The organism is Streptomyces sp. NPDC038213, from assembly GCF_055600495.1.
This window is the reverse complement of sequence record NZ_JBVJYM010000004.1, coordinates 188,628-213,758: the sequence shown is the minus strand read 5'-3', so window position 1 is coordinate 213,758 and position 25,131 is coordinate 188,628. Positions and strand designations below refer to the sequence as shown.

Sequence of the window (25,131 nt, the reverse complement as noted above, 5' to 3'; positions counted from 1 at the left end):
GCTCTGCCCGGGCGCGCGAGCGGCTCCCGCGGGTCCGCCTACGACAGCCGGACCGCGGGGGGCGCGGGGGCGCCCTCGAGTTCGAGGACCCAGACCTCGTTGGCCCCCTCGCGCAGCACCGGGCCGGGGAGGTAGAGGCCCTGCTGGGGTCCGGCGGACCAGTACCGGCCCAGGCAGAATCCGTTCACCCACACGAACCCCCTGGTCCAGCCCGGGAGTTCGACGGTGGCGTCCCCCGCGCCCGAGACCCGGGCCGTGCCCCGGTACAGCCCCGGCGGGCCGTCCGCGGGCGGCGGACCGGAGGGCAGGGCGGCGACGCGGGCCGCCCCGGCGGGGCCGTCGAAGGAGTCCAGGCGCAGGGGGCGGGCGCGCACCCCGTGCAGGTACTGGCGCTCGTGCCGGATCCCGCCGGTGAGGCCCTTCGGCTCGCCGAGCCGGGGCCCGTAGTTGACCCGGCCCAGGGATTCGGCCCACAGCTCCACCTCGGCCGGTCCGGCGACCGGTTCGGGCAGCACGGCGTCCTCCTCGGTCAGGATCCCGGCCCGCACTCCGTCCACGTACACGACCGCGCGGTCGCGCAGCCCGCCCACGGTCAGCGGGTAGGGCTGCCGGGGGCCGGGCACGGACACCCGGTAGCGCACCAGCCCGCGGTCCACGCCCAGTTCCTCGAAGGTCGGCGGGTCGCCGGAGACCGTCTCGGGTCCGCCGAGTCCTTCGAGTACGGCGTCGAGCGGGGTCCATCCGGACAGGTCCGCCGCCACCGGTGCCTCCAACTCGGGCGGATGTGGGGGAAGTTCGGGCAGGGGACCGGAAGCGTACCGGGCCAGCACCTCGCGGAAGGCGTGGAACTTGGCCGTGGGGCGGCCGCGTTCGTCCACGGGGGCGTCGTAGTCGTAGGAGGTGGTCCCGGCCAGCAGCGGCCCCTCGTGCAGCGCCCCGCCCCGGTTGGCCCCCGCCCAGCCGCCGAAGCTGGTGCCGCCGTGGGCCATGTACAGGTTGACGGAGGCGCCGGCCTCCAGGATCTCGCGCAGGGTCGCGGCGGCCCCGGCAGCGTCCCGCCCGGTGTGCTCGGCCCCCCAGTGGTCGAACCAGCCGCACCAGAACTCCATGCACACGAGCGGGCCGCGGGGCCGGTGCCGGCGCAGGGCCGCGAAGGCCTCCCCGGCCCGGGAGCCGAAGTTGACGGTGGCCAGGACCCCGGGCAGGGAGCCGCCGGTGAGCATGTGGTCCTCGGGTCCGTCCGAGGTGAACAGGGGTACGGTCACCCCGCCGGCGCGCAGCAGCTCCGCCAGCCGGTGCAGGTACTGCGTGTCGGAGCCGTAGGACCCGTACTCGTTCTCCACCTGCACCATCAGGACGGGCCCGTCGCCGGGCCCGCCGCTCTGGTACGGCACGATCTGCGGGAGCAGGACGTCGAACCACTCCCCGACCAGGCGCAGGAAGCGGGGGTCGCGGGTGCGCACCCGGCGGCCGAGCGGGCCGGTCACCCAGTACGGCAGCCCGCCGTTGTCCCATTCGGCGCAGATGTACGGGCCGGGCCGCACGAGGGCCCGCATCCCGGCCTCCTGCACGGCCGCCAGGAAGCGGCCGACGGCCCCCACGTCGTGCAGGGTGTCCGGGTGCGGCTGGTGGAGGTTCCACGGGACGTACGTCTCCACGCAGTCGAGCCCCATCGCCCGCAGCACGGCCAGCCGGTGCGGCCAGTGCTCCTCGTGCACGCGGAAGTAGTGCAGTGCCCCGGACAGCAGCCGTACCGGCCCGCCGTCCCGTTCGAAGTGGTCCTCGCCCACGCGGAAGTCGCTCACACCGGCCACCCTCGCCCCCTGGCGGCCCGCGGGTCCATGGACAAAGATCGGCTGTCCTTGGACACCGGGAGGGCGGGCGGATGTACCACACGTGGATGCGCTACTTCTCGCCCGGCCCGGTGCACCGCCGGCTGGGGCTGGTCTGCCTGGGGGTGGGCCTCCAGTACGGGGTGCTGCCGCCGGTCGGGCCGCGGACGCTGGACCACCACGTGGCGGTGGTGGTCTCGGCGGGCGGCGGCTGGTTCCGGACCCCGGACGGGCGGCGGGCGCCCGTCGCCGCCCCCGCGCTGATCTGGCTGGTGCCCGGGACGGAGCACGAGTACGGGGCGGATCCGGCGACCGGCTGGGACGAGTGCTTCGTGGACTTCACCGGGCCCGCCGCCGACACGTACACCGAGCTCGGGTACATCGATCCGCAGCGGCCGGTCGTACCGCTCGGGGAGGCGGAGGGGGCGCGGGCCGTGGTGGCGCGGATCGCGCGGGCCGCGCACCGCGGGAACCCGCTGCTGGAGGTGGAGACGGCCGCGGCCGTGCACGAACTGCTGGTGGTGCTGCGCCGGGCCCGTGCGGACACCGCCCCGGACGGGCACCCGGTGCTGGAGGCGCTGGCGCGCGACGCCTTCCTGCCGCTGTCGGTGGCCGGGCACGCGGCGCGGCACGGGATGAGCCCGGCGGAGCTGCGGGCGGCGGTGCGCCGGGGCGCGGGGTGCAGCCCGAAGGACTTCCTGCTGGGGATCCGGCTGGGGCGGGCGAAGGAGCTGCTGGCGGCGACCGAGCTGCCGGTGGCGGCGGTGGCCCGCCGGGTGGGCTACGAGGACCCGGCGTACTTCTCGCGGCTGTTCGCGCGCCGGGTGGGTACGGCGCCGGTGCGCTTCCGCGCCCAGCAGGGGCGGGCCGTGCCGGGCGGCTGGTCGGACCGGATCCCGGACCCGGCCGACCCCCCGCTGCTGCGGCCCCCGCAGGCCCCGGGCGCGGCAGGCTGAGGCGCGTACCGGCCGGGGAGCCGGACCGCCCGGGAACCGAACCGCCCGGCCGGGGGTCCAACCGGCGGACGGTCCGGCATCCGGGACCGCAGGAGCGCGGGAGGACGGTCAGGACATGGAGCGGGAGACGGGGAGGGCGGGCCGCAGGGCGCTGGCCGCGGCGGTGCTGCTGGCCGCGGCGGCGACGGGCTGCGGGGAACCGGGCGGCGGCGGGGGCGGGGGCCCTGCGGGGACGCCCGCCGCGTCGGAGCCGCCGCAGCGGCAGGTGCCGAAGGGGCCGGAGGGGCGGCGGATGCGGGAGGTGGCCGCGGCCTGGGAGGGCTCGGCGGCGGCCCGGGCCTGGCGCACCGGCTACTTCCCGCTGGAGGAGCAGGTCCGGCTGCCGGAGGGAGCCTTCCACAGCACCGGGGACAAGGAGGCCTTCCACCGCAAGGACTTCGCCACCGCGCTCACCCTGCCGAAGGCGGCCGCGCCCGGCAGGGTCCGCTGGACGGACGGCAGTTCGCTCAGCGTCGCCCCGCTGTCCGCGGCGCAGGCGTACGCGCAGCTCGACGCGGGCGGCACTGCCGACGGGCCGCGCTCCCTGACCGTCACCGCGGTCCGCTCCGGCACCGCGTCCGTGGCGACCAGCCGCGGCCCGGCCGAGGTCCCCGCCTGGTTCTTCACCCTGCGCGGGTACGCCCGTCCGCTCGTCCACCTCGCCGCTCCGCCCACCCCCCTGCCGACGGCCGGGGTGCCGGGTCCGGAGGTCCCCTCGGACGACCTGATGCCGCTGATGTCCTTCGAGTCCGTCGCGGCGGACGGCCGGACCCTGACCGTGGTCGCGGGGCACGGGGCCTGCGACGACGGGGCTGCCGTGGACGTGCTGGAGGGGGCCGGGACGGTGGTGCTGCGCGGGCGGATCAAGGGCGGGGACCGGCCCGGCGCCTGCACCGCGCAGCTGCTCTCCCAGCGGGTGCAGGTGGTGCTGGAGCGGCCGCTCGGCACCCGGGTCCTGCTCGACGCGCACTCCGGGGAGCCGCTGACCAGGCGCCCCGGGCCCGCTGCCGGAGGGGGCTGAGCCGCCGCCCCGGGCCGGGCAGGCCCGGCCAGCGGGGCCCGCCTTGCCGCGTTCCCGGCCCGATCGGCCGCACGTGTACCAGAATGGGCGGCGGAAGGAGCCCGGGACCGGCAGGGAGAAGGCGGAGCGACATGGCGAGGACGGAGTTGCGGCCGCACCAGCGGGAGGCCGTGGACGCCGTGCTGCGCGCGCTCCAGCCGCCGCCGGGCGCCCGCTCCGGCGCCGCGGGCCGCGGGCTGCGGACCCAGGTGATCATGGCGACGGGCTCCGGGAAGACCTTCGTGGCGGCCCGGGCTGCCGAGGAGCTGCGGGCCCGCCGGGTGCTGGTCCTCGTCCCCTCCCTGGACCTGCTGGTGCAGTCCGCCGCGGCCTGGCGGGAGGCCGGGCGGCACGGAACCGTGCTGGGCGTCTCCTCCCTGCGGGAGGCCGAGGCCGGGTTCCCGAACACCACCTCGGGCGAGCAGCTGGCGGCGTGGTGCCGCGGGCGCGGGAGCACCACGGTCTTCGCCACGTACGCCTCCCTGGGCCTGGGCACCGTGGAGCGGGCGCACCGGGCGGGGCTGGGGGCCTGGGACCTGGTCGTGGTGGACGAGGCGCACCGCACCTCGGGGCGGATCGGCAAGCCGTGGGCGGTCGTCCACGACAACGCCCGCATCCCGGCGGCCCGGCGGCTGTACATGACCGCGACCCCGCGGCTGTGGCAGGGCCCGGACGAGGGCGAGCCGGGCGGCGCCGGGCCGGCGGGCGCGGCCGCGGTCCGGGAGGGGGACGGGGCGGAGCTCGTGGCCTCGATGGAGGACGACCCGGAGGGCCCGTTCGGGGCGGTCTGCCACCAGCTGACCCTGTCGGAGGCCATCGACCGCGGCATCGTCGCCCCGTACCAGGTCGTGTGCGTGGACGTGACCGACGCCGGGTTCCAGGCGGCGCTGCTGCTGGGCGCGGACGCCCGCTCGGACGCCGTGCGCGGGGCGCGGCTGGCCGCGCTGCAGACGGCGGCCCTGAAGGCGGCGGCCCAGGAGGGCCTGCGCCGCACACTGGTCTTCCACCACCTGACGAAGGAGGCCGAGGCCTTCGCGGCGGGGCTGCCCGCCGTGGCCCGGCAGCTGCACGAGGCCGACCGGGCGGGCTTCCCGCGCGGGGTCTGGGCCGACTGGCTGTGCGGGGAGCACCGGCCGCCGCACCGCCGGGAGGTGCTGGAGGAGTTCGCGCGGGCGGAGCACGGCTTCCTCAGCTCGGTGCGGGTGCTCGGCGAGGGGGTGGACACCCGCTCCTGCGACTCGGTGTTCTGGGCGGACCTGCGCGGTTCCATGCCCGATCTGGTGCAGGCGGTCGGGCGGGCGCTGCGGATCCGGCCGGGCGAGGGCAAGGTGGCCTCGCTGGTGGTCCCGGTGCTGCTGGGGCCCGGCGAGGAGCCGGACGCGATGCTGGGCTCCCGGGCGTACGGGGACCTGGCCCGGCTGCTGGAGGCCCTGCGGGCGCACGACGCCCGCGTGGTGGAGGCGCTGGCGCAGCCCCAGTCCCCCGGCGCGTACCAGCAGGCGGGCCGTGGCCGCAGCGCGGCGGCGCCGGGGCTGAGCGCACCGGCCCGGCAGCTGCTGAAATTCTCCACGCCGCGGGACCCGGCGGTGCTGGCGGCCTTCATCAGCCTGCGCATCCTGAATCCCGAGAACATGCACTGGCAGCGGGGCATCGCCGCCGCGCAGGTGTACGCACGGCTGGAGGGCGACCTGAAGGTGCCCTTCGGCTACCGGGCGGGGACCCCGCGGGAGGCCTGGCCGGAGCCGCTGGCCGGGTTCCCGCTGGGCCAGTGGATCGCCGACGCCCGCCGGGCCCACAAGCGGGGGCGGCTGTCGGCGCAGCGGACCGCGCAGCTGGACGCCCTCGGGATGGTGTGGTCGCACTTCGACGTGGCCTTCGAGGAGGGGCTGGCCGCGGCCCGCGGCTGGGCGGCGGAGCACGGGCACCTGCTCGCCCCGGTCGAGGCCGCCTGGCGGGGCTACCCCGTCGGCATCTGGCTGAAGAACAACCGGGCGGCGGCCCGGCGCGGGCCGGGCGCCCCCGGGGCCCTGCCGGAGGAGCGGCGGGAGGCGCTGGAGGAGCTGGACCCGGCCTGGTGCCCGGACTGGCCGATCTCCTGGCAGCGGCGGTTCCGGCTGGCGCGGATCGAGTTCGAGGCCAGCGGGCGGCTGCCGCACCGGCCGGGCGAGGCCGTGGTGCAGGGCGAGGACCTGGGGGCCTGGGTCCGGGCCCAGGCCGCCGGCTGGGACCGGCTCGAGCTGGCGCAGCGCTGGCTGCTGGAGCACACGCTCGGGGTGGTCCCGGCGGCTGCGGCGGAGCAGCCGCGGACCCGGGTGGGCCATGCCGAGAAGTGGGCGGCCAATCTGGCGGCGGCCCGGCAGTTCCGGCGGCGCGAGGGGCACCTGCGGGTGCCGCGCGGACACGTGGAGGAGGTGGGCGGGACGACGTACGGGCTGGGCGCGTGGATCGCCAACGCCCGCAGCCGCGCGCACCGCCTGAGCGCGGAGCGGGTCTCCGCGCTCGACGACCTCGGGATGCGCTGGGCGGAGGCGGGGCCGGAGGCGGGTTCCGGTCGGGTGCCGCGTGACTGAGGGCGGCCGGCGGCCAGTTCCCGGGATCCGGCGCGGGGCGCGCCCCGACACCCCGGCCGCACGGGCCCGTTGGGCCGCGTCGCAGGGGCATCCGCGGTCAGGACGCGAGGGGGAGGCCCTCCGCGAGGCGGAACGCCCCCTGGTCGCGCAGGACATAGCCCTCGTGCGTCAGGGTGCGCAGCAGGTGGTACGTGGTCGGGAGCGGGATCCCGGTGAGGCGGGCCAGGCGCTTGGCGGTGACGGGCCCCTGCGCGTGCAGGGTCTCGACGAGGCGCAACGCCCGCTGCACGGAACCGATGAGGGTGGGGGCGGCGTCCTTCGGTGCGGGTTCAGCGGCCATCGGTGCTCCTCCGGTGTGCGAACGAGTCGGAGCGGCGGTGCCGGTGGCACCGGGCGACACGGAGTGCCGTAAGCCATGTAAGTCCCTCTTCCCCCTCCGGACCAGGGGACTCGCGTAGAGCTGACCCTAAGATCATCTGATGCTCGGCGGCCGCAAGCGGAAGCTGTTCCGCTCCCGGCGGGCGGCCGGCCCGGCGGGGCGGGTGGTTGACTGGGGCCCATGAGTGACCTGTTCATCAAGATCTGCGGGCTGCGGACCGAGCGGGACGTGGACGCCGCCGTCGGAGCCGGGGCCGCCGCCGTCGGGTTCGTCTTCGCCGCCAGTCCCCGGCTGGTCGACGCGGCCACCGCCCGCCGGCTGGCCGCCCGCGTCCCCGCGGACGTGCTGACCGTCGGCGTCTTCCGCGGCCAGCCCCTGGCCGAGGTGCGGGCCCTCACCGAGGAGAGCGGGATGCGGGCCGTGCAGCTGCACGGGGACGAGGGGCCCGAGTACTACGCCGGGCTCCGCCTGCCCGGCCGCACCCTGCTGCGTGCCACGGCCGCCACGGGCGGGCGGCTGCGCTGCGGGGAGCTCGGCGAGGACCTGCTCCTGCTGGACTCCCCCGACCCCGGCTCGGGCAGGCCGTGGAACTGGGGGTCCGGGGACTTCCCCGCCCCCGAAGGCCGCTGGCTGCTGGCGGGCGGGCTCCACCCCGGCAACGTGGCCGAGGCGGTCCGCACCGTCGCCCCGTGGGGCGTGGACGTCTCCAGCGGGGTGGAGAGCTCCCGCGGGGTGAAGGACCCCGCCCTCATCGAGGCGTTCATCACCGCCGCCCGCGGGGCCTGAGGACCGGGCCGGCCGGGCCCGGCCACCGGGCCCGGGGTTGCGGCCCCCGCGACAGGCCCGGACACCGGCCCGGACCCCGGCGGCCCTCCCCGTCAGCCGATCGCGTCCCCCGGGCCCGGCCGCCCCCTCCCCTCAGCCCGCCGCCTCCGGTGCCCCGCGCGCCGCGTCCGCCGCGGGCCGGGCCGCGGGGCGGCGCTGCGGCATCCCCGCCCGTACCGCGGCCGCGCAGGCCAGCCCGCAGGCGGCCAGGCCCGCCCAGACGGCGGCCGGGGCGCTGCCGCCCGCCGCGCCGAGGGCCGCGCCCACGGCCAGGTTCCCGACGGTGACGCCCACCCCCACGACGGTGTTGTAGAGCCCGTAGTGCGTGGCCACCAGCCGCTCCCCGCAGTGGCGGACGATCGCGTCCATCTCGAAGGGGTACGCGGCCATGGTGCCCAGTGCCAGCAGCAGCGCGGCGAGCGCGGGCGGCCCCGCCGCGAGCGCCCAGCGCGCCGGTCCCGCCCCCGGCACCGGCACGGCGGCCGCGGCCAGCAGCGGCAGGAAGGCCGCCGCCATGCAGGCCAGTCCGGCCGCGAGGGCCCGGCCGGGCTGCAGCCGCGCCCGGCACCAGGCCGTCACCCGGGTCTGGAGCAGTACGGTCCCGAGCCCGGAGACGACGAAGAGCAGGGCGGTCGCGACGGTGGCGGCGGTGCCGGTGCCGGCCACCCGGCGGACCTCCAGGGGCAGGGCGAGGTAGACCTGGAAGCCCAGGACGTACGAACCGCTCATCGCGGCGGCGAAGAGCAGGAACCTCCGGTTGGCGAGGATGCCCCGCCACTGGGCGAGCACCCCCTCCCGGGCACCGCCGCCCGCCTGCGCACCGGCCTCCCCGCGGCGCGCGGGCAGGGCCCTGACCTGTACGGCGCCCAGGACCGCGAACACCGCGGCGGCCACCAGGCACACGAGCCGGAACCCGGCCCCCGCCAGCAGCATCCCGACGAGCGGGCCCGCCAGGATGCCGGCCTGGTAGTACACGTGGAACAGGGCGAAGGCCTCGATGCGGCGCTCCCCCGCCTCCGCGGCGAGGTAGGCGCGCACGGCGGGGTTGAACAGCGCCCCGGCGAAGCCGGTGGCGGCGGAGGCGGCGATCAGGGCGGGCACCGAGTCCACGAGCCCGAGGGTGGCGAACCCCGCGGTGCGCAGCAGCAGTCCGGCCACGATGAGGGGTTTGTAGCCGAGCCGGTCGGCCAGGGTGCCGCCGATCAGGAACATGCCCTGCTGGCTGAAGTTCCGTACGCCGAGGACGAGTCCGACGATCCAGCCGGCCAGTCCGAGCCCGCCGGACAGGTGCTGGGCGAGGTAGGGCATCAGCATGTAGAAGCCCAGGTTGATGCTGAACTGGTTGACCAGCAGCAGCCGGACGCTGCGGTCGTAGGAGCGGGTCTGCGCGAGCAGCGAGCGGGAGCTCACCGGGTCCCCCCGTCGGCGGGCCGGTCCCCGGCGGCGGTCTCGTGCCCGGCGACGGGGTCGAGGACGCGGGCGCAGCGGGTCCAGCGGGTGACCTCGCGTTCGCCGGGGTGGGCGAGTTCCTCGGGCCCCTGGGCGGGTTCGCCGCCGAGGAGTCCGTGCCGGGTGCAGTACGCGTCGTCGTAGACGGTCTCCAGGTAGCGCTGGGGCCCGTCGGGGAAGACCGCGGCGATGCGGGTGCCGCGCGGGCGGGTGCGGGCGAGCCAGCCCGCGACCAGGGCGACGGCGCCGACGCTCCAGCCGCCGGTGGCGTAGTGGGAGGCGGCCAGCCGCCGGCAGGCCCAGACGGCCTCGGCGGGGGCGACCCAGTGCACCTCGGAGAAGCTGGGGTAGGCCACGTTGCGCGGGTGGATGCTGGAGCCGAGTCCGCGCATCAGGCGGGGGCGGGCGGGCTGCCCGAAGATCGTGGAGCCGACGGTGTCCACGCCGACCAGCTCCAGTCCGGGCTGGATCCGCCCGAGGACGCGGGAGATCCCGGCGGAGTGGCCGCCGGTGCCGACGCTGCACACCAGGACGTCGATGTGGCCGAGCTGCGAGGCCAGTTCGAGGGCGAGGGGCGCGTACGCGGCGACGTTGTCGGGGTTGCCGTACTGGTCGGGGCACCAGGAGCCGGGTTCGGCGGCGAGGAGGGCGGCGACCCGGTCGCGGCGGGCCTGCTGCCAGCCCCCTTCGGGGTGGGGTTCGGCGACGGTGTCGATGCGGGCGCCGTGGGCGGTCAGGAGGCGGACCATGGAGGGTTCGAGCCCGGGGTCGGTGACGAGGGTGACGGGGTGCCCGTGGACCATGCCGGCGAGGGCGAGGCCCAGGCCGAGGGTGCCGCTGGTCGATTCGACGATGGTGCGGCCGGGCTGCAGTTCGCCGCGGGTGCGGGCGCGTTCGACCATGTGGAGGCCGGGCCGGTCCTTGATGCCGCCGGGGTTGAAGCCCTCGAGTTTGGCCCAGAAGCCGCGGTCGGGCCCGGTGAAGGGCTGGGAGACCCGCAGGACGGGGGTGTTGCCGACCAGCCCGGCCAGGGTGGCGCCGCCGGGGGCGGGGGCCGGGCGGCGGGGCGCCGCGGGGGGCGCAGCGGCCGGGGTGGGCGGGTTGGTCTCCGTGGGAGTGTTCACGGTCTCGCTCTCGGTTCGGTGCGGACGGGTGCGCAGGCGTCGAGAGGGACGGGCCCGGGCGGGCGCGCGGGGCGGCCCGCCGCCGGGGCGGGGCGGCGGGCGGGGGCCGGCCGCCGCGGGTGCGGCGGGGCGGCGTTCCGGGTGCGCGGGGGCGGCCGTACGGGGCCTGGGGGGCCGTACGGCGGCGGGGGCGCGGTGCGCGGGGGCGGGTTCCGGCGGTGCGGACCCGGGCCCGGGGCCCGGGGCTCCTACTGGCGCACCACGGCCGACTGGGCCGCGTGCGCTATCGGGACGACGAACCCCCGGGTGGCCGCGGGCACGTGGGCGCACGGGGCCGCGGCGGGGGCGCTGTCGTCGCGGCACTCCGAGCCGAGCACGGAGAGGGCGGGCACCCCGAGGTGGGGGCCGGCCGGGGGCTGGGCGAGGACGCAGGACTCGGCTCCGTGGGCGGCGCCGTGCCGGCCGTGGTGGCCGTGTCCGCCGTCCGGGTCGCCGGATCCGGCGCAGCCGTGGTCCGGGGCTGCGGCGGACGCGGCGGGCGCGCCCGCATGGGCGGCCGCCGCGTCCGGTGCGGCCGCATGGGTGAGCAGCAGCCCGAGGAGGACGAGTCCGGCCACGGCCAGCAGGCGCAGGGCGGCCGTCGCACGGCCGCCCCGGGTACCGGAACGTGACCCACCCGTCATCACGCCGTGATCCTAACCCCGCCGCGGGGCCGCCCCGCCGGGCGGCGGGGTGCGCGGTGTCCGGAACCAGCCGGTGCCACGGAGCCCTACTTCCGGGCCGAGGCGAGCCGGTACGGCACGTCGATGACGGTCACGCCCGGGGTGAAGAGCAGCCGCGCCTTGAGGCGCAGCGCGTTCTGGTTGTGCAGGGGCTGCTCCCACCAATGGCCGACGATGTACTCCGGGATGACCACCGACACCATCGCGGCGGGGTCCTCGGCGGTCCGCTCCTGGACGTACGCGAGGACGGGGCGGACCACCTCGCGGTACGGCGAGTGCAGGATCTTCAGCGGGACCCCGAGGTCGTACGCCTCCCACTGGGCCAGCAGCGGGCCGGCGTCCTCGTCGGCGGCGACCGTCAGCGCGGTGAGGGTGTCGGGCCGCAGGGCCTTGGCGAAGCCGAGGGCCTTCAGGGTGGGGGCGTGGACGGAGGCGACGAGCACGACCACGTGGTGGCGGGCGGGCATCCGGGCGGTGGCGCCCGGTGCGAGGGCGACCTCGCGGGCCACCTCGTCGTAGTGCCGGCGGACGCCCTTCATGCCGAGGAAGAGCAGCGGCATGGCGATGACGACCAGCCAGGCGCCGTGCGTGAACTTGGTGACGAGGACGATGACGAGCACCACGGAGGTCATGGCGGCGCCGACGGCGTTGATGAGCCGCCGCCGGTGGATGCGGGGGCGTTCGGCGGCCGGGGTGGCGGGGGCGGCGAGTTCGCGGCTCCAGTGCCGGACCATGCCGGCCTGCGAGAGGGTGAAGGAGACGAACACCCCGATGATGTAGAGCTGGATGAGGCGGGTCAGTTCGGCGTCGAAGGCGACGATCAGGCCGATCGCGGCGAGGGCGAGCAGCACGACGCCGTTCGAGTAGACCAGCCGGTCGCCGCGGTTGTAGAGCTGCCGGGGCGCGTACTTGTCGCGGGCGAGGATGGACGCGAGCATCGGGAAGCCGTTGAAGGCGGTGTTCGCGGCGAGGACCAGGACCCCGGCGGTGACGGCCTGGAGCAGGTAGAAGAGCACGTGCAGGTCGCCGAAGGCGGCCCGGCCGATCTGGGCGAGCGCGGTGGAGGTCGGGGTGCCGGGCGCGAGGCCGAGCTGGACGGGGTCCTCCGCCACGTGCACCTCGTAGGCCATCGCGAGGACGGTGATCCCGGCGAACATGGTGACCGACAGCAGGCCCATCAGGGCGAGGGTGGTGGCGGCGTTGCGGCTCTTGGGCTTGCGGAAGGCCGGGACCCCGTTGCTGATGGCCTCCACGCCGGTCAGGGCGGTGCACCCGGAGGCGAAGGCCCGCAGCGCGAGCAGGACCAGGGCGAGCCCGGTGTAGGTGCCGGCCTCGGTGATCGGCAGGTCGGCGGACTCGGCGCGGACGCTCTCGCCGGTGGCCGCCCGGTAGGCCGCGAAGCAGAACATGGCGTAGATGACGAGGACGAACCCGTACGTGGGGATGGCGAAGACCCGGCCCGATTCGCGGACTCCGCGCAGGTTCATCACGGTCAGCAGCACCACGAAGCCCACCGACAGGCCCACCTTGTGGTCGTGCAGGGCGGGTACGGCCGAGGTGATGGCGGAGACCCCGGAGACCACGGACACCGCGACCGTCAGGACGTAGTCCACGAGGAGGGCGCTGGCCGCGGTGAGGGCCGCGGTCGGCCCGAGGTTCTCGGCGCTGACGACGTACGCCCCGCCGCCGCCGGGGTAGGCGTGGCAGGTCTGCCGGTAGGAGGCGATCACCACGACCAGCAGGAAGACGATGGCGGCCGCGGCGTACCAGGTGAGGTGGAGCAGGGCGACCCCGCCGAGGGCGAGGATCAGCAGGATCTCCTCGGTGGCGTAGGCGACGGAGGAGAGCGGGTCGCTGCAGAAGATCGGCAGGGCGAGCCGCTTGGGCAGCAGGGTCTCGCCCAGCCGTGCGGTGTCGAGCGGCTCGCCGACCAGGACGCGCTTCGGATGGATTCGCCTCATTCGGGCATGATCGGCGCATTCCGCCCCCGCGGCCCGCTGTGACACACGGGGGCGCGGGCCCGGCAGCGGCGGGAGGAACGGGTCAGGTGCCCGCGAGCTGCTCGGCCCGGTGGGCGATCCAGAGGTCGTGCCGGGCGCTCGGCGAGGCGAGCAGCGAGCGCTCCAGCAGCAGCTCCAGCCGGGCCAGCCGCTTGCGGGCGCCGGGTACGGAGATCCCCAGGGCGGCCGCGGTCGGCACGAGCTGCGCGTCGTGGGCCAGCCAGGTGCGCAGGGTCTCCCGGGCCCCGGACGGCGCCTGCTCCCCGGCCAGCGGCCGCAGCTGGGCCCGGGCCCAGTCGGCCAGGGCGGGCCGGGTGAGCAGGGCGTCCAGCCCGGCGTGCGCGGTCGCGGGTGCGCCCGCGGCGGGGCGGGCGGCACCGGCAGGGGGCTCGGGGGCGCCCGCGCCTGCCGCGGGGGCCGGGCCTGCCGCGGGGGCCGTGCCGATCGCGGGGTCGCGGCCGATCGCGGGGTCCGGGCCTGCCGGGGGCTTCGCGCCTGCCGGGACGTCCGGGCCGCGGTGGAGGTCGGGGGCGGGCGGGAGGTCCGGGCCGAGGGGGAAGTCCGTACCGCCGGGTTCGCCGCCCGGGGTCAGCCGCAGGGCGAGCGAGAGCGCCGACTGGTCGGCGAGGCTGCGCAGGTCCACCCCGAGCACCGACTCCACCAGCCGCAGCCGGGTCGCGAGGGTGTTGCGGTGGATCTTCAGGAGCCGGGTGGCGTGCGAGGTGAAGTTCAGCCAGGCGTGGGCGGTGGCCCGCAGCTCCCGGGCCCCCGGGTCCTGCGGGCGCCGCGGGGCGTACGCGTGCAGCGGGGCGAGGAATCCCGCGGCCCAGCCGGCGCCCGCCTCGTGGGCGGCGAGGGCCAGTTCGGGCCCGGCGCCGAAGCGCGCGTGCCGCTCCGGGCGGCCGCGGGCCACCGCCAGGGCGTGGAAGGCCTGGCCGTAGGCGGCGGGCGCCTGCGACAGGTGCAGCTCCCCGCTGACCCCTACGACGCAGTCGGGGGCCTCGCCCGCCAGCGCCTCGGCGAGCGGGTCCCGGCCCGGTCCCGCGCCGCCCGGGCCGCCGGGCCCGCCGGGTACGAGCACGATGAGGTGGCGCACGTAGACGGGGCAGGGCACGCTCCAGGCGCCCCCGCCGGTCAGTTCGGCGCACAGCCGCGCCAGGGCCGCGCGGCGCCCGGCCGGGGCTTCGACGACGTACATCCGCATCGGATCGGGGAGGGCGGGGGTCAGGGCCTCGGCGACCTGCCGGGCCGGGGAGAGCCTGCCGTTCATCAGCAGGTGCAGCACGGCTTCGCGGGCCCGGGAATCGGCCAGGGCGGCCCGCCGGTCGCGCTCCCCGGCCTCCTCCGCGCGCAGGGTCAGGGCGAGCGGCACGGCGGCGTCGGCGAGCAGGCCGGGCAGCTCCGGCGGGCAGGGGCGCGGGACGGCGGCGGCGAGGGCGCGCCCGGTGCCGGGGGCGCCGGCGGGCTCGTCGAGCACGAAGAGCAGGACGGTGCGGCCCGGCCCGTCGAGCACGGCGGAGCGCACCCCGCGCGCCCCGGCCTCGGCAGCGGCCCCGGCCAGCTGCGCGGCGGTCTGCGGGTCCGGGGCGGCGGGGGCGGGCGGCAGTACGGCGCCGGCCGCGGAGACCAGGCCCACCCAGCCGCCGCTGCGCGCGGCGAGCCAGCGCAGCAGGGCCGGGGATCCGCCGGTGAGGGCGAGCCGGTGGGCCTTGAGGATGTCCTCGGAACGGTCCGGCACGGCCGGCCCCCCTTCGGTGCGGGGCGGCAGCGGAAGCGGGACCCGCCCCCGGTCGGCTCCGGTCGGGTCCGGTCGACTCCGGTCGGCGCCCGGTCAACTTCCGGGATTCAACCACCCGGTGGTGGGTGTGCGCTGTGAAACCGGTCTCGTCCGGCCACTGTGCAGGGCGAACCCTGCCGGGCGGGCCGCACCCGCCTAGTTTGGTCCGTGCCGGGCGGACCCCGGCGGGGAGCGCAGTACGACGGGGGTGAACCCCGGGGTCCGCGGGGGATCCGGCAGCAGGGCCGGCCGGTCCCGGTGCCGTACACAGCTACGGGGGAGCACCGGGCCCGCCGGGTCCCGGCCGCACCTGGAAGGAGCGGCCTACCGCATCCGGGCGGCCGCGCTGCGGATCGCCTCGCGGATCCTGAAGTACGTACCGCAGCGGCAGATGTTGGCGATGGCGTCGAGGTCCTCGTCGGTGGGCTCGGAGGTCCGCTTGAGGAGGGCGACGGCGGCCATGATCTGGCCGGGCTGGCAGTAGCCGCACTGGGCCACGTCCTGTTCGAGCCAGGCCTCCTGCACGGGGTGCAGGTCGTCCCCGTCGGCGCCGCCCGCGAGTCCCTCGATCGTGGTCACCTCCCGGCCCGCGGCCTGGGCCACGGGCACCACGCAGGGCCGCACCTCGGCCCCGTCGAGGTGGCTGGTACAGGCCTTGCAGACGTCGATGCCGCAGCCGTACTTGGGGCCGCGGATGCCGAGCAGGTCGCGCAGTACCCACAGCAGGGGGAGGTCGTCGGGGGCGTCGACGGTGACGCTGCGCCCGTTGACGGTGAAGGTGTGCGAGGGCACGGCGGGGCTCCTGGCTAGCGGGGGAAGGGGGTGAAGTCGACGTCGAAGTCGAGGGGGAAGCTGCGCGGCTTCGTACCGGTGGCGCGGGCGTACGCGTTGGCGATGGCCCCGACCGCGGCGGGTACGCCGAGCTCGCCGGCCCCGCCGGGCTCCCCGGTCGCCGGCATCACGAAGATGCGCACGTCCCGGGGGGTGTCGCGCTGGCGGGCGTAGTGGAACTGGCTGTAACTGCCCTCCAGCGGGAGCCCCTTGTCGATGTGCAGGCCGGCCCGCAGGGTGGTCGCGATGGCGTCGGTGAGCCCGCCGAGGAGCTGGGCCTCCAGTCCGCGGGGGTTGACGGCGCGGCCCACGTCGGCGGCGATGACGGCCTTGGTGACGCGCACGTGCTCCGGGTCCCGGGTGTCGATCTCGACCAGGACGGCGGTACGGGACTCGTACTCCTCGTGGAAGCCGACCCCCTGGGCGCAGCCGGGCGGCAGTTCGCGGCCCCACTCCCCCTCGGCGGCCACCTTGTCGAGGACGGCCCGCTGGGCGGCGTTCTTCAGGAAGGTGCGCCGGAACTGGACCGGGTCCCGGCCGAGCCGGCGGGCGAGCTCGTCGACGAACACCTCCTCCGCCCCGCGGGTGTTGGCGGAGTACACCGAGCGCCAGGAGCCGGTGGGGATGCCGGTCGGCACCTCGTTGAGGAGCTGGGTGGTCAGTCCGAAGTGGTACGGGGACTTCACGGTGGTGAGGAAGAGGGTCTGCGCGAAGGTGGCGTTGCCGATCCCGGCGGGCAGGCTGGCGGCGGTGGCCGTGAGGATCTCGCCGAGGCCGTGCCGGAAGTCCGTCTCGGCGGCCGCGACGCGGTGTTCGAAGCTGAGCACCTCGCCGAGGGCGAAGGTGGCCCGCATCCGGTGGTGGCTGGCGGGGCGCATCCGGCCGTGGCGCATGTCGTCGGTGCGGGTCCACATGAGCCGGACGGGACGGCCGCAGGCCTTCGAGACGAGGGCGGCCTCCAGGGCGGCGTCGAAGAACAGCCTGCGCCCGAAGGAGCCGCCCGCCTGCACCACGTGGACGGTGACCTTGTCCTGGGGCAGTCCGAGCGCGGCGGCGATGGTCTGCTGGGCCACGATGGGCGATTTGAGACCGGACCAGATCTCGGCGCGGTCCGGACGCACGTCGGCGACGGCCGAGTTGGTCTCCAGCGGGGCGTGGCTGACGAACGCGAAGTCGAACTCCGCGTCGAGGTGCAGGGTGAGCAGCGGGGGCACCAGCAGGGGCGGGACGGCGGCCTTGAGCCTGGCGCGGATCTGCGCGTCGGAGAGGGCGTCGGCGGGACCGGGCCCCCAGTCCACGCGCAGGGCCGCGCGGGCGTCCAGGGCCTGTCCGAAGGTCTCGGCGACGACGGCGACCCCGGTGGGGACGGTGACCACGTGCAGCACCCCGGGCATGGCCCGCACCTCGGGAGCGTTGGCCACGGCGCGCACGGTGCCGCCGACGCTGGGCGGGCGGCGCAGGACGCAGGGCTTGGCGCCCGGCACGTCGAGGTCGAGGGTGTACTCCTGGCGGCCGGTGACCATGGCGCGGGCGTCAATGCGGTTCTGGGGGGTGCCGACGAGGGTGTGCCGGGAGGGGGGCTTGGGGCCGGCGCCGAGGACGGCGAGCCCCGGGTCGGCGGCGGCCTCGGCGAGGCTCCCGTACCCGGCGGAGCGCCCGTCCGGGGCGTGGACGGCCCCGTCGCGGGTGGTCAGCGAGGCGGCGGGAAGGGACCAGGAGCGGGCCGCGGCGGCGACGAGGCGGGCGCGGGCGGCGGCCGCGGTCTGCCGGACCGGGCCGTAGAGCGAGCGGATGGCGTTGGAGCTGCCGGTGAGCTGGTTGAACAGCAGCTCGGGCCGGGCGTCCTCCAGCGCGATGCGCACGGTGGCCAGCGGGACGTCGAGCTCCTCGGCGACGAGCATGGCCACGGCGGTGGTCAGGCCCTGGCCGACCTCGGCGCGCGGCAGCCGGAAGTGCACGGAGCCGTCGGTTTCGACGGTCAGGACGAGCAGGTGGGCGGTGGGCGCCCCGGCGATGATGAACAGGTCGCCGAGGTCGACGAGGTCCGCGGGGGCGGGCAGCGAGGGGACGACCGCATGGGCGGTCTGCGGTGCGAGCGCGTCGGCGCCGATCCGGGTGGCGACGGCCAGCGTGGGGGCGGCGAGCAGCCCGGTGAGGAAGCCGCGCCGGTCCGTGCCGCGGGTGCCGCCCGCGCCCTGCCCTGTCATGCCCCAGCCCCGCCCTGTGCCCGGCGCCGGGCCCGCCCCGGTCGTTACCGGCACGTAGAGTAGCGACCGGTCGCCGGGGACGGAAGCCGCGGGATCCGCGGACCGGCGGCCCGGGGCGGCAGTTGGCCGCACGGGCCCTTCCCTCCCGGGTACGGGGACCCCGTACCCGGCCCCGCACCCGGCAGGCACCGCACAGGCGATTTCCGGCCGCTGGCCACACCCCCCGGGGCGGGGCACGATGGGGGGAGGACCCCCGACCGAAGGAGGTGTGCGGACATGGCCAAGTTCATGGACGTCCACACCGGCATGAAGGGCATCACGTCGGAGCAGCTCATGGCGGCCCACCGGGCCGACCTCGCGATCGAGAAGGACGAGAAGGTGCACTTCGAACGGGCTTGGGCCGACCCGGCCTCGGGCGTCGTGTACTGCCTGTCCGAGGCCCCGTCCGCGGAGGCCGTGCAGCGGATCCACGAGCGGGCCGGGCACCCCGCCGACGAGATCCACCCGGTGCCCCTGACCGTGTCCTGACTCCCCCGGGCCGCGCCGGGGCGCTCCCCCGCGCGGCCCGGCAGTCCCTCCCCTCCCGGGCCCGCTGACCGGAACTGTTCGCACAGGACAGCGGGCCCGGGAGGCCTTTGACATATGCCGGAAGCATCCGTGCAACGGATGTTGCCAAAGCCCTTACAGGCCTCCGGACGCTGTGCAAGAGTCGTAGCCGGCCTTCCGTATGTCCGGCCGCGCCGCGCCTGTATCGGAGTTCCCCATGCCGCCCCACCTCTTCGCGGACCGCCCCGCGCAGCCGCCCGGGCCCGGACCCGTGGACGCGCTCATCACCCAGACGCGGAGGCTGCGCGGCGAGGTGGACGCGGTCCGCCGGGACACCGTCGCCGACGACCACGACGCCCACGGCCGCTGGCAGCGCGCCCTGTGCGACCTGGCCGTCCACCACCTCGACGACCTCGGCGAGCAGCTCGGCCAGCTCAGGGAGGGCCTGCCCCCCGCCGCGGCCGCCGCCCGCGGACTCCTCGACGCGGTCCCGGCCCCCTCCGCCGGACCGGACCCCGGCGCTGCGGCCCCGGCCCTCCCGGCCCCCGGCCGGCTCGGCACCGCCGAGTGGAACCTCCTCACCGACGAGGTCAGCTGGTCCGAGGAGCTGTACCAGATCTTCGACCGCGCCCCGCAGGCCGGACCGCTGTCCCTCGACGAGCTCGGCTCCACCCTGGTGCCCGAAGACCAGCCGCTGATGACGGCCATGGTCACGGACTGCCTCGTGGACGGGAAGCCCATCGACGGGGAGTTCCGGATCCTCCGCGCGGACGGCCGGGTCCGCTCCCTCCACATGCGGGGCGAGCCGGTGCTCGACGAGGACGGGTGCACGGCCACCATGTGGGCGGTCCTGCGCGACGTCAGCGAACTGCGCCGCAGCCAGCGGGCCGTGCACGACACCCGCGACTCCCTCCAGCGCCACCACCAGATCGCCCAGACCGAGCACCGGCTCGCGGTCGAGCTCCAGGAGGCGGTCCTGCCGCCCTGGCGCGGCGCCCTCCGCTTCCCGTACGGCAGTACGGGCGCCCTCGACCTCGCCGCCCACTACCTCCCGGCCACCGTCGGCTCCCTCGTCGGCGGCGACTGGTACGACGCCCTCGAACTGCCCGACGGCAGCTCGATGCTGACCGTCGGCGACCTCGCCGGACACGGGGTCACCGCCACCTCCGGCATGGCGATGATGCTCGGCGCGCTGCGCGGCATGGCCATGGCCGGCATCGAGCCGGGCCCCCTGATGGGCTGGCTCAACCAGCTGCTGGAGACCTCCGCCCAGCCCGCCCTCGGCAGCGCCGTCTGCTGCCGCTTCGACCCCGCCACCCGCACCCTGTCCTGGGCGCAGGCCGGCCACCCCGCCCCGCTGCTGTTCCGCGGGGGCGCGGGGCGCGCCCTGCAGTCCCCGGAGGGCGTCCTGCTGGGAGCCACCTCGGGAGCCGGGTACGGGCAGGCCGAAGTGGCCCTGGAGGCGGGCGACGTACTCGTCCTGCACACCGACGGGCTGGAGCCCCGCAGGGGCGGGTACGGGCACACCGACGGGGCTGCGAGGCTGCTGGCCCTCGCATCCCGGTTCACCGCGGCGCGTTCCGCCCAGGACTGTGTCCGTACCGTGCTGGAGGAGTTCGACGCACCCGGACGGGCGGACGACGCGTGCGTGCTCGTCGCCCGGGTGGGCGGCTGATCCCCCGGGTCCCCCGTGTGGGACCCCGGTGTCCGACGGGAGCCCTCCGGCCCCCGGCGCGGACCCTCAGATCTCCGTGGTCCGCCCCTTGCGCGCAGGGCTCTTCGGCAGCGCCGTCCTGATCTCCTCGCGGAGGTCCTCGATCTTCGCGTAGCCCGCGTACTGGCCCGTGAGCCGGTACATCTCCCGCAGCCGGTCCCAGGTCCGGTGCGAGGAGGTCTCGCCGATGGACACCAGGGCGAGCCGCGCGTACCGGTCCGCCTGCTCGGGGTCGTCGGCGATGAAGCAGGCCGAGGCCATCGAGATGAAGTCGAAGATCTGTGAGCGCTGGTGGCCCGAAGCCCGCAGCCGCAGCGCCTCCTTGGCGTGCCGCTGGGCGATCACCGCCGCCGAGGAGTCGTGGTCCGCCAGGGTGCGGAAGGCCAGCGCCTGCATCCCGTGCATGTCCGCCTCGTCGAAGTGCTGCATCCAACTCGGCGGCGGCACATCGGTCTTGTCGGAGACGAACAGGTCCTCGGCCTCGCCGAGGGTGCGCCGCATGGCCTGCCCGCGGCCCATCGCGGCCTGCGCCCAGGCCTCGATGGTGTGCAGCATGGCGCGGGTCCGCGGCAGGGTCTCCTCCCCGGAGCCGGACTTGGCGAGCTCCATGAGGTCCAGGGCCTCGTGCGGCCGGCCCAGGTGCACCATCTGCCGGGCCGCCCGGGACAGGGCCTCCCCGGCGCGGGGGCGGTCGCCGCCCTCCCGGGCCGCGTGGGCGGCGATGACGAAGTACTTCTGGGCCGTGGGCTCCAGGCCCACGTCGTGGGACATCCAGCCGGCCAGGACGGCCAGGTTGGCGGCCACGCCCCACAGCCGGCGCTGGAGGTGGTCGGGGTGGTGGTAGGCGAGCATCCCGCCCACCTCGTTCAACTGGCCCACGACCGCCTTGCGCTGGAGTCCGCCGCCGCGGGAGGCGTCCCAGGCGCGGAACACCTCGACGGACCGCTCCAGGGCGTCGATCTCCTCTCCCCCGATCGGGGCGGCCTCGTAGCGGTCGTAGCCCATGGGGTCGGCGTGCAGGGGGTTGTCGTAGCGGGGGGCGTCCAACGTGAGGGCCGGGTCGGCGTGCAGCCAGTCGTGCATGGCGCCGCTGAGCGCCGAGCCGGCGGTGAGCGCGGCTCCCGCGCCCATCAGTCCGCGTCGGTTGAGCATGAGGTCCATTCCCGTGAATTCGGTGAGGACCGCAGCCGTGCGTTCCGGCGCCCAGGGCAGACCGTCGGGGTTCTCCTTCGCCCCCTGCGACTTGCTTCTGGCGGCGCGCCGTTGCCGTACGAACCCGAGGTCCTCGATGGTCACGACACGGCCGAGCCGCTCGGTGAACAGCGCCGCCAGCACCGTCGGAACCGGTTCGCGCGGGGTCTCCCCCATGTCGATCCAGCGCCGCACCCGCGAGGTGTCGGTGGCCAGCTGGTGGTGGCCCATGGCCGCCGCCTGCCGGTTGACCAGCCTCGCGAGTTCGCCCTTGGACCAGCCGGCCAGGCCGAACAGGTCGTTCAGGCGGGTGTTGGGTCCTCTGCTCACGTCAAGCCCCCAGGTTCTCGGCTGTGTTGACAGTAACCCGCCGTCAGATGCCGAGCGACTATTCGCCAGGCTTCGCCAGGGGGGGCCATGTGGTCCGCCACCCACCCGCGGGTGTCAGGTAGGAATGCGCCTCCCCGACCCGGTCGCCGCGCAGGAAACGGACCGTGCGGGACTGCGAAGGAACTGCACTCCCCAGGGTGTCCGTTCCGTTCGCACCCCGTGCGGAAGTCGCCCGGAAGCCACTCGGAAGCCTTCGGCTCCGAACGGCAGACCGCAGCGGCATCCGCTCCGACCGGTCCGGGACGGGAAGGCGTACGCAACTCGTCGGCGCACGAAGGGATCCGTATCCGCCATGTACGCAGCATCGTCCTCCGTGTCCGCGCCCGTCCGGCCCTACCGCACCTTCCAGGCCGGCGGTGGCGGCCCCTATCTCGAACCCGGGCGCGGCCCGGCCCCGGCTCCGGGGACCGTACGGGCCAGGAGGCTGGCGGCCGCCGGCTCCCAGCCGCTCAGCGGAAGACTCGACCTGTCCGGGCCCCAGGGGGCGCAGCTGCGCACCGCCCTGGCGTCGGTGCACCGGATCTGTCCGGAGTTCGCACCGGTCCAGGTGCTCCGGCGCAGCGGACGGTCCGTACTCCTGGTGGGCACCACCGGGCGGACGACCGCCGTCGCCAAGGTTTTACTGGACCACTCGCCGGCCTGGGCCGAGCGCTACCGGCACGAAATAGCTGCGTACCGGGCGTTCGTCCGGCACCGGCCGCCGGTCCGGGTCCCGCGTCTCATCGCCGCGGACCCCGAGAACTGCACGCTGGTGGTGGAGCGGATGGCCGGACGGGTGGCAGCCCTGCAGCGCCACCCCGTGGAGGCGCCGCCGCGCCCCGACGTCAGGGCCGCGCTCGGGGCCGTGTGCCGCGTGAACCAGTGGCGGCCGCCGGCCGAGCTGTTCGGGCGGCCCCTGGACTACGCCTCGCGGATCGCCCGGTACCACGAGCTCGGCCTGCTGACCGACCGGGACCTGGGCGACCTGCAGAAGCTGCTGCACGGGGTGGCGCAGGCGGGCGGGCAGTGGCAGTTCAACCACGGTGACGCCCTGCTGTCGAACCTGCTGCTGTCCCCGGCGGGCCCGGTGCTGCTCGACTGGGAGCACACGGGCTGGTACCTGCCCGGGTACGACCTTGCGACCCTGTGGACGGTGCTCGGGGACGCCCCGGCCGCCCGCCGCCAGATCAGCCAGCTGGCCCAGGCCGCCGGACCGGTGTCGCGGGACGCCTTCCTGCTGAACCTGATGCTCGTGCTGACCCGGGAGATCCGGACGTACGAGCTGGCGGTGCAGCGCTCCATGAACGCGGCGGCCCCGGTGCTGCCGGGTGCCGGGGTCCCCGGCTCCCCGATGAGCTCGGGCGAGGAGCAGCGGCTGCTGCTGCGCAGGCTGCACGACGACTGCGGCATGGCGCGGCGGGCGGTACGGGCGGCGGTGGGCACGCGGTAGCCGCGGGGGCGGAGGTGTCCTGACGGCCCGTGGGCAGCCGACAACCCATGCGTACCCGTCCGGGCACCGCCTCCCGGCAGGAGCTCCACCCCTCCCCCCAGAGCACTCCCGGCGGCCCGGGAGCAGTGCAATCCCGCGGTGCGGACACCCCCTTGTCCGCACCGCGGGATTCTTCGTGTGCGGGGCCCGCACCCCGCGTGCGCCTTGACATCACATGATCCCCGGAACACCTTCTGACGGGACATCAGGTGTCTGGTGCTCCGCCGACGCGCCGGCCCGCCCGCCTCCCCTCCCGATGGAGCCCGCCCATGTCCGCAAGCGCTTCACCGTCCCTCCCCTCCCGCCGGACCGTGCTCGCCGGGGCCGGCGCCGGCGCCCTGGCGGCCGGGCTCCCGCTGTCGGCGGCCCGGGCCCAGGAGGGGCCCGTGCTCGGCGAGTTCGACGTGGTCGTGGTCGGTTCCGGCGCCGCCGGGATGACGGCAGCCCTGACCGCCGCGGCGCGCGGGCTGAGCTGTGTGGTGGTCGAGAAGGCCCCGACCTTCGGCGGGTCGGCGGCCCGTTCGGGGGCCGGGATCTGGCTGCCGAACAACAGCGTGATCCTGGCCGCGGGGGTCCCGGACACCCCGGCGAAGGCCGCCGCGTACCTGGCGGCCGTGGTCGGGCCCGAGGTGCCGGCCGCCCGCCGCGAGGCCTTCCTCGCGCACGGGCCGCGGATGCTGGACTTCGTGATGGCGCACAGCCCGCTGAAGTTCCGCTTCATGCCCGGGTACAGCGACTACTACCCGAACCTGCCGGGCGGGCTGCCGGGCGGCCGGTCGATCGAGCCGAACCAGCTGGACGGGAACGTGCTCGGGGCCGAACTGGCCCGGCTGAACCCGGCGTACATGCCGGTGCCCGCCGGGATGGTGGTGTTCAGCCAGGACTACAAGTGGCTGACGCTGGCCGCGGTCAACGCCAGGGGGCTGGCCGTCTCCACGGAGTGCCTGGCCCGCGGCACGAAGGCCGCGCTGTGCGGGGAGAAGCCCCTCACGATGGGGCAGGCCCTGGCGGCGGGGCTGCGGGCGGGGCTGATGCGGGCGGGCGTGCCGGTCTGGCTGGACACCCCGCTGGTGGACCTGGTGCAGGAGGGCGGGGCGGTCACGGGGGTGGTGGTCGAGCGGGGCGGCGTCCGGTCGGTGGTGCGGGCACGGCGGGGCGTGGTGGTGGGCTCGGGCGGGTTCGAGCACAACGCGCAGATGCGGGCCGAGTACCAGCAGCAGCCGATCGGCACGCAGTGGTCGGTGGGGGCGAAGGAGAACACCGGGGACGGGATCCGGGCGGGCCGGCGGGCGGGGGCGGCGCTGGCGCTGATGGAGGACGCGTGGTGGGGGCCGTCGATCCCGCTGCCGGGCGAGCCGTACTTCTGCCTCGCGGAGCGGACCCTGCCGGGCGGGCTGATCGTCAATGCGGCGGGGGCGCGGTTCGTCAACGAGGCCGCTCCGTACAGCGACGTCGTGCACGTGATGTACGAGAAGGACCGGGGCCGGCCGGGTTCGCACATCCCCGCCTGGCTGATCGTGGACCAGAACTACCGGAACAAGTACCTCTTCAAGGACGTGCTGCCGACCCTGGCCTTCCCGGACGCCTGGTACGAGGCCGGGGCCGTGCGCACGTCCTGGAGCTGGGACGGGCTGGCGGGCCAGATCGGGGTGCCGGCGGCGGCCCTGCGGGCCACGCTGGGCCGGTTCAACGCCCAGGCGTGGTCGGGTACCGACCCGGACTTCCAGCGCGGGGCGACGGCGTACGACCACTACTACACGGATCCGGCGGTCGGCCCGAACTCCTGCCTGGCCCCGGTGTGGGCGCCGCCGTTCTACGCCTTCCGGATCGTCCCCGGGGACCTGGGGACGAAGGGCGGGATCGTCACGGACGAGCGGGCGCGGGCGCTGCGCGAGGACGGCTCGGTGATCCGGGGACTGTACGCGGCGGGCAACGCGAGCGCGGCCGTGATGGGGCACAGCTATGCGGGCGCGGGGTCCACGATCGGGCCCGCGATGACGTTCGGCTACATCGCCGCGAACGATATCGCGGGGGCCTGAGCCGCGCGGGGC

Annotated in this window: 18 protein-coding genes; 8 read left to right on the top strand and 10 right to left on the bottom strand. The window is 76.2% G+C overall.

Features of this window, described 5'->3' with window-relative positions:
- Positions 1–38: 38 nt before the first annotated feature.
- Complete coding sequence (locus ACZ7JZ_RS08250) at positions 39–1,805, bottom strand: glycoside hydrolase family 35 protein (protein ID WP_470934630.1); 1,767 nt, start codon at positions 1,803–1,805, stop codon at positions 39–41.
- Between the two features lie 80 nt (positions 1,806–1,885).
- Between ACZ7JZ_RS08250 and ACZ7JZ_RS08245 the strand changes: the two genes are divergently transcribed.
- The 3 genes from ACZ7JZ_RS08245 to ACZ7JZ_RS08235 all read left to right on the top strand — a co-directional run bounded on the left by ACZ7JZ_RS08245 (position 1,886) and on the right by ACZ7JZ_RS08235 (position 6,457).
- Positions 1,886–2,788: a helix-turn-helix domain-containing protein gene (locus tag ACZ7JZ_RS08245; RefSeq protein WP_470934627.1), complete on the top strand. Its 903-nt coding sequence runs from the start codon at positions 1,886–1,888 to the stop codon at positions 2,786–2,788.
- A gap of 115 nt (positions 2,789–2,903) precedes the next feature.
- Complete coding sequence (locus tag ACZ7JZ_RS08240) at positions 2,904–3,848, top strand: hypothetical protein (RefSeq protein WP_470934624.1); 945 nt, start codon at positions 2,904–2,906, stop codon at positions 3,846–3,848.
- A 131-nt stretch (positions 3,849–3,979) separates the two neighbouring features.
- On the top strand, positions 3,980–6,457 hold the full coding sequence (locus ACZ7JZ_RS08235) for a helicase associated domain-containing protein (RefSeq protein ID WP_470934621.1): 2,478 nt from the start codon (positions 3,980–3,982) through the stop codon (positions 6,455–6,457).
- Positions 6,458–6,554: 97 nt separating this feature from the next.
- Here the strand turns inward: ACZ7JZ_RS08235 and ACZ7JZ_RS08230 are convergent, their stop codons facing one another.
- Positions 6,555–6,797 (bottom strand): helix-turn-helix domain-containing protein, encoded by a 243-nt coding sequence (locus ACZ7JZ_RS08230; RefSeq protein ID WP_470934618.1) that lies wholly within the window; start codon positions 6,795–6,797, stop codon positions 6,555–6,557.
- Between the two features lie 219 nt (positions 6,798–7,016).
- Here ACZ7JZ_RS08230 and ACZ7JZ_RS08225 point away from each other — a divergent pair, with 219 nt between their 5' ends.
- On the top strand, positions 7,017–7,622 hold the full coding sequence (locus ACZ7JZ_RS08225) for a phosphoribosylanthranilate isomerase (protein WP_470934615.1): 606 nt from the start codon (positions 7,017–7,019) through the stop codon (positions 7,620–7,622).
- Between the two features lie 132 nt (positions 7,623–7,754).
- Here ACZ7JZ_RS08225 and ACZ7JZ_RS08220 read toward each other — a convergent pair whose 3' ends face one another.
- From ACZ7JZ_RS08220 to ACZ7JZ_RS08190, 7 genes are all read right to left on the bottom strand, one after another.
- Positions 7,755–9,071 carry an MFS transporter gene (locus ACZ7JZ_RS08220; RefSeq protein ID WP_470934612.1) on the bottom strand — a complete coding sequence of 439 codons (1,317 nt, stop codon included), beginning with the start codon at positions 9,069–9,071 and terminating at the stop codon, positions 7,755–7,757.
- The gene (locus tag ACZ7JZ_RS08215; protein ID WP_470934609.1) at positions 9,068–10,234 is read right to left on the bottom strand and encodes a PLP-dependent cysteine synthase family protein; all 1,167 of its coding nucleotides are present in this window, start codon (positions 10,232–10,234) and stop codon (positions 9,068–9,070) included. Before ACZ7JZ_RS08215 ends, ACZ7JZ_RS08220 begins: the two co-directional genes overlap by 4 nt.
- Before the next feature lie 248 nt (positions 10,235–10,482).
- Entirely contained in the window at positions 10,483–10,920 is a 438-nt protein-coding gene (locus ACZ7JZ_RS08210; RefSeq protein ID WP_470934606.1) for a hypothetical protein, read from the bottom strand.
- An 83-nt stretch (positions 10,921–11,003) separates the two neighbouring features.
- Positions 11,004–12,917, bottom strand: coding sequence for an APC family permease (locus tag ACZ7JZ_RS08205; protein WP_470934603.1), 1,914 nt, complete (start codon positions 12,915–12,917; stop codon positions 11,004–11,006).
- 82 nt (positions 12,918–12,999) lie between these two features.
- The gene (locus tag ACZ7JZ_RS08200) at positions 13,000–14,694 is read right to left on the bottom strand and encodes a PucR family transcriptional regulator (protein ID WP_470934599.1); all 1,695 of its coding nucleotides are present in this window, start codon (positions 14,692–14,694) and stop codon (positions 13,000–13,002) included.
- Positions 14,695–15,057: 363 nt separating this feature from the next.
- Positions 15,058–15,525 (bottom strand): (2Fe-2S)-binding protein, encoded by a 468-nt coding sequence (locus tag ACZ7JZ_RS08195; protein WP_470934596.1) that lies wholly within the window; start codon positions 15,523–15,525, stop codon positions 15,058–15,060.
- 14 nt (positions 15,526–15,539) lie between these two features.
- A complete protein-coding gene (locus ACZ7JZ_RS08190; RefSeq protein ID WP_470934593.1) occupies positions 15,540–17,771 on the bottom strand; it encodes a xanthine dehydrogenase family protein molybdopterin-binding subunit in 2,232 nt (743 codons plus the stop codon).
- 276 nt (positions 17,772–18,047) lie between these two features.
- On the opposite strand from ACZ7JZ_RS08190, the gene ACZ7JZ_RS08185 reads away from it, so the two are divergent.
- The gene (locus ACZ7JZ_RS08185) at positions 18,048–18,299 is read left to right on the top strand and encodes an SCO4226 family nickel-binding protein (RefSeq protein ID WP_470934590.1); all 252 of its coding nucleotides are present in this window, start codon (positions 18,048–18,050) and stop codon (positions 18,297–18,299) included.
- Between the two features lie 235 nt (positions 18,300–18,534).
- Positions 18,535–19,992, top strand: coding sequence for a PP2C family protein-serine/threonine phosphatase (locus ACZ7JZ_RS08180; RefSeq protein WP_470934587.1), 1,458 nt, complete (start codon positions 18,535–18,537; stop codon positions 19,990–19,992).
- Between the two features lie 66 nt (positions 19,993–20,058).
- Here ACZ7JZ_RS08180 and ACZ7JZ_RS08175 read toward each other — a convergent pair whose 3' ends face one another.
- Positions 20,059–21,552, bottom strand: a complete 1,494-nt coding sequence (locus ACZ7JZ_RS08175) for a DNA-binding protein NsdB (RefSeq protein ID WP_470934584.1) — start codon at positions 21,550–21,552, stop codon at positions 20,059–20,061.
- 352 nt (positions 21,553–21,904) lie between these two features.
- On the opposite strand from ACZ7JZ_RS08175, the gene ACZ7JZ_RS08170 reads away from it, so the two are divergent.
- Both ACZ7JZ_RS08170 and kstD read left to right on the top strand, forming a co-directional pair.
- On the top strand, positions 21,905–23,041 hold the full coding sequence (locus ACZ7JZ_RS08170) for an aminoglycoside phosphotransferase family protein (protein ID WP_470934581.1): 1,137 nt from the start codon (positions 21,905–21,907) through the stop codon (positions 23,039–23,041).
- 308 nt (positions 23,042–23,349) lie between these two features.
- Positions 23,350–25,119 (top strand): 3-oxosteroid 1-dehydrogenase, encoded by a 1,770-nt coding sequence (gene kstD / locus ACZ7JZ_RS08165; RefSeq protein ID WP_470934578.1) that lies wholly within the window; start codon positions 23,350–23,352, stop codon positions 25,117–25,119.
- The last annotated feature ends 12 nt before the right edge of the window (positions 25,120–25,131 follow it).

What these genes read in the sequence shown, in the direction of transcription:
- ACZ7JZ_RS08245 (WP_470934627.1), top strand. Translation starts at nt 1,886, where the DNA reads ATGTACCACACGTGGATGCGCTACTTCTCGCCCGGCCCGGTGCACCGC.
- ACZ7JZ_RS08240 (WP_470934624.1), top strand. Translation starts at nt 2,904, where the DNA reads ATGGAGCGGGAGACGGGGAGGGCGGGCCGCAGGGCGCTGGCCGCGGCG.
- ACZ7JZ_RS08235 (WP_470934621.1), top strand. Translation starts at nt 3,980, where the DNA reads ATGGCGAGGACGGAGTTGCGGCCGCACCAGCGGGAGGCCGTGGACGCC.
- ACZ7JZ_RS08230 (WP_470934618.1), bottom strand. Translation starts at nt 6,797, where the DNA reads ATGGCCGCTGAACCCGCACCGAAGGACGCCGCCCCCACCCTCATCGGT.
- ACZ7JZ_RS08225 (WP_470934615.1), top strand. Translation starts at nt 7,017, where the DNA reads ATGAGTGACCTGTTCATCAAGATCTGCGGGCTGCGGACCGAGCGGGAC.
- ACZ7JZ_RS08205 (WP_470934603.1), bottom strand. Translation starts at nt 12,917, where the DNA reads ATGAGGCGAATCCATCCGAAGCGCGTCCTGGTCGGCGAGCCGCTCGAC.
- ACZ7JZ_RS08190 (WP_470934593.1), bottom strand. Translation starts at nt 17,771, where the DNA reads ATGACAGGGCAGGGCGCGGGCGGCACCCGCGGCACGGACCGGCGCGGC.
- ACZ7JZ_RS08185 (WP_470934590.1), top strand. Translation starts at nt 18,048, where the DNA reads ATGGCCAAGTTCATGGACGTCCACACCGGCATGAAGGGCATCACGTCG.
- ACZ7JZ_RS08180 (WP_470934587.1), top strand. Translation starts at nt 18,535, where the DNA reads ATGCCGCCCCACCTCTTCGCGGACCGCCCCGCGCAGCCGCCCGGGCCC.
- ACZ7JZ_RS08170 (WP_470934581.1), top strand. Translation starts at nt 21,905, where the DNA reads ATGTACGCAGCATCGTCCTCCGTGTCCGCGCCCGTCCGGCCCTACCGC.
- kstD (WP_470934578.1), top strand. Translation starts at nt 23,350, where the DNA reads ATGTCCGCAAGCGCTTCACCGTCCCTCCCCTCCCGCCGGACCGTGCTC.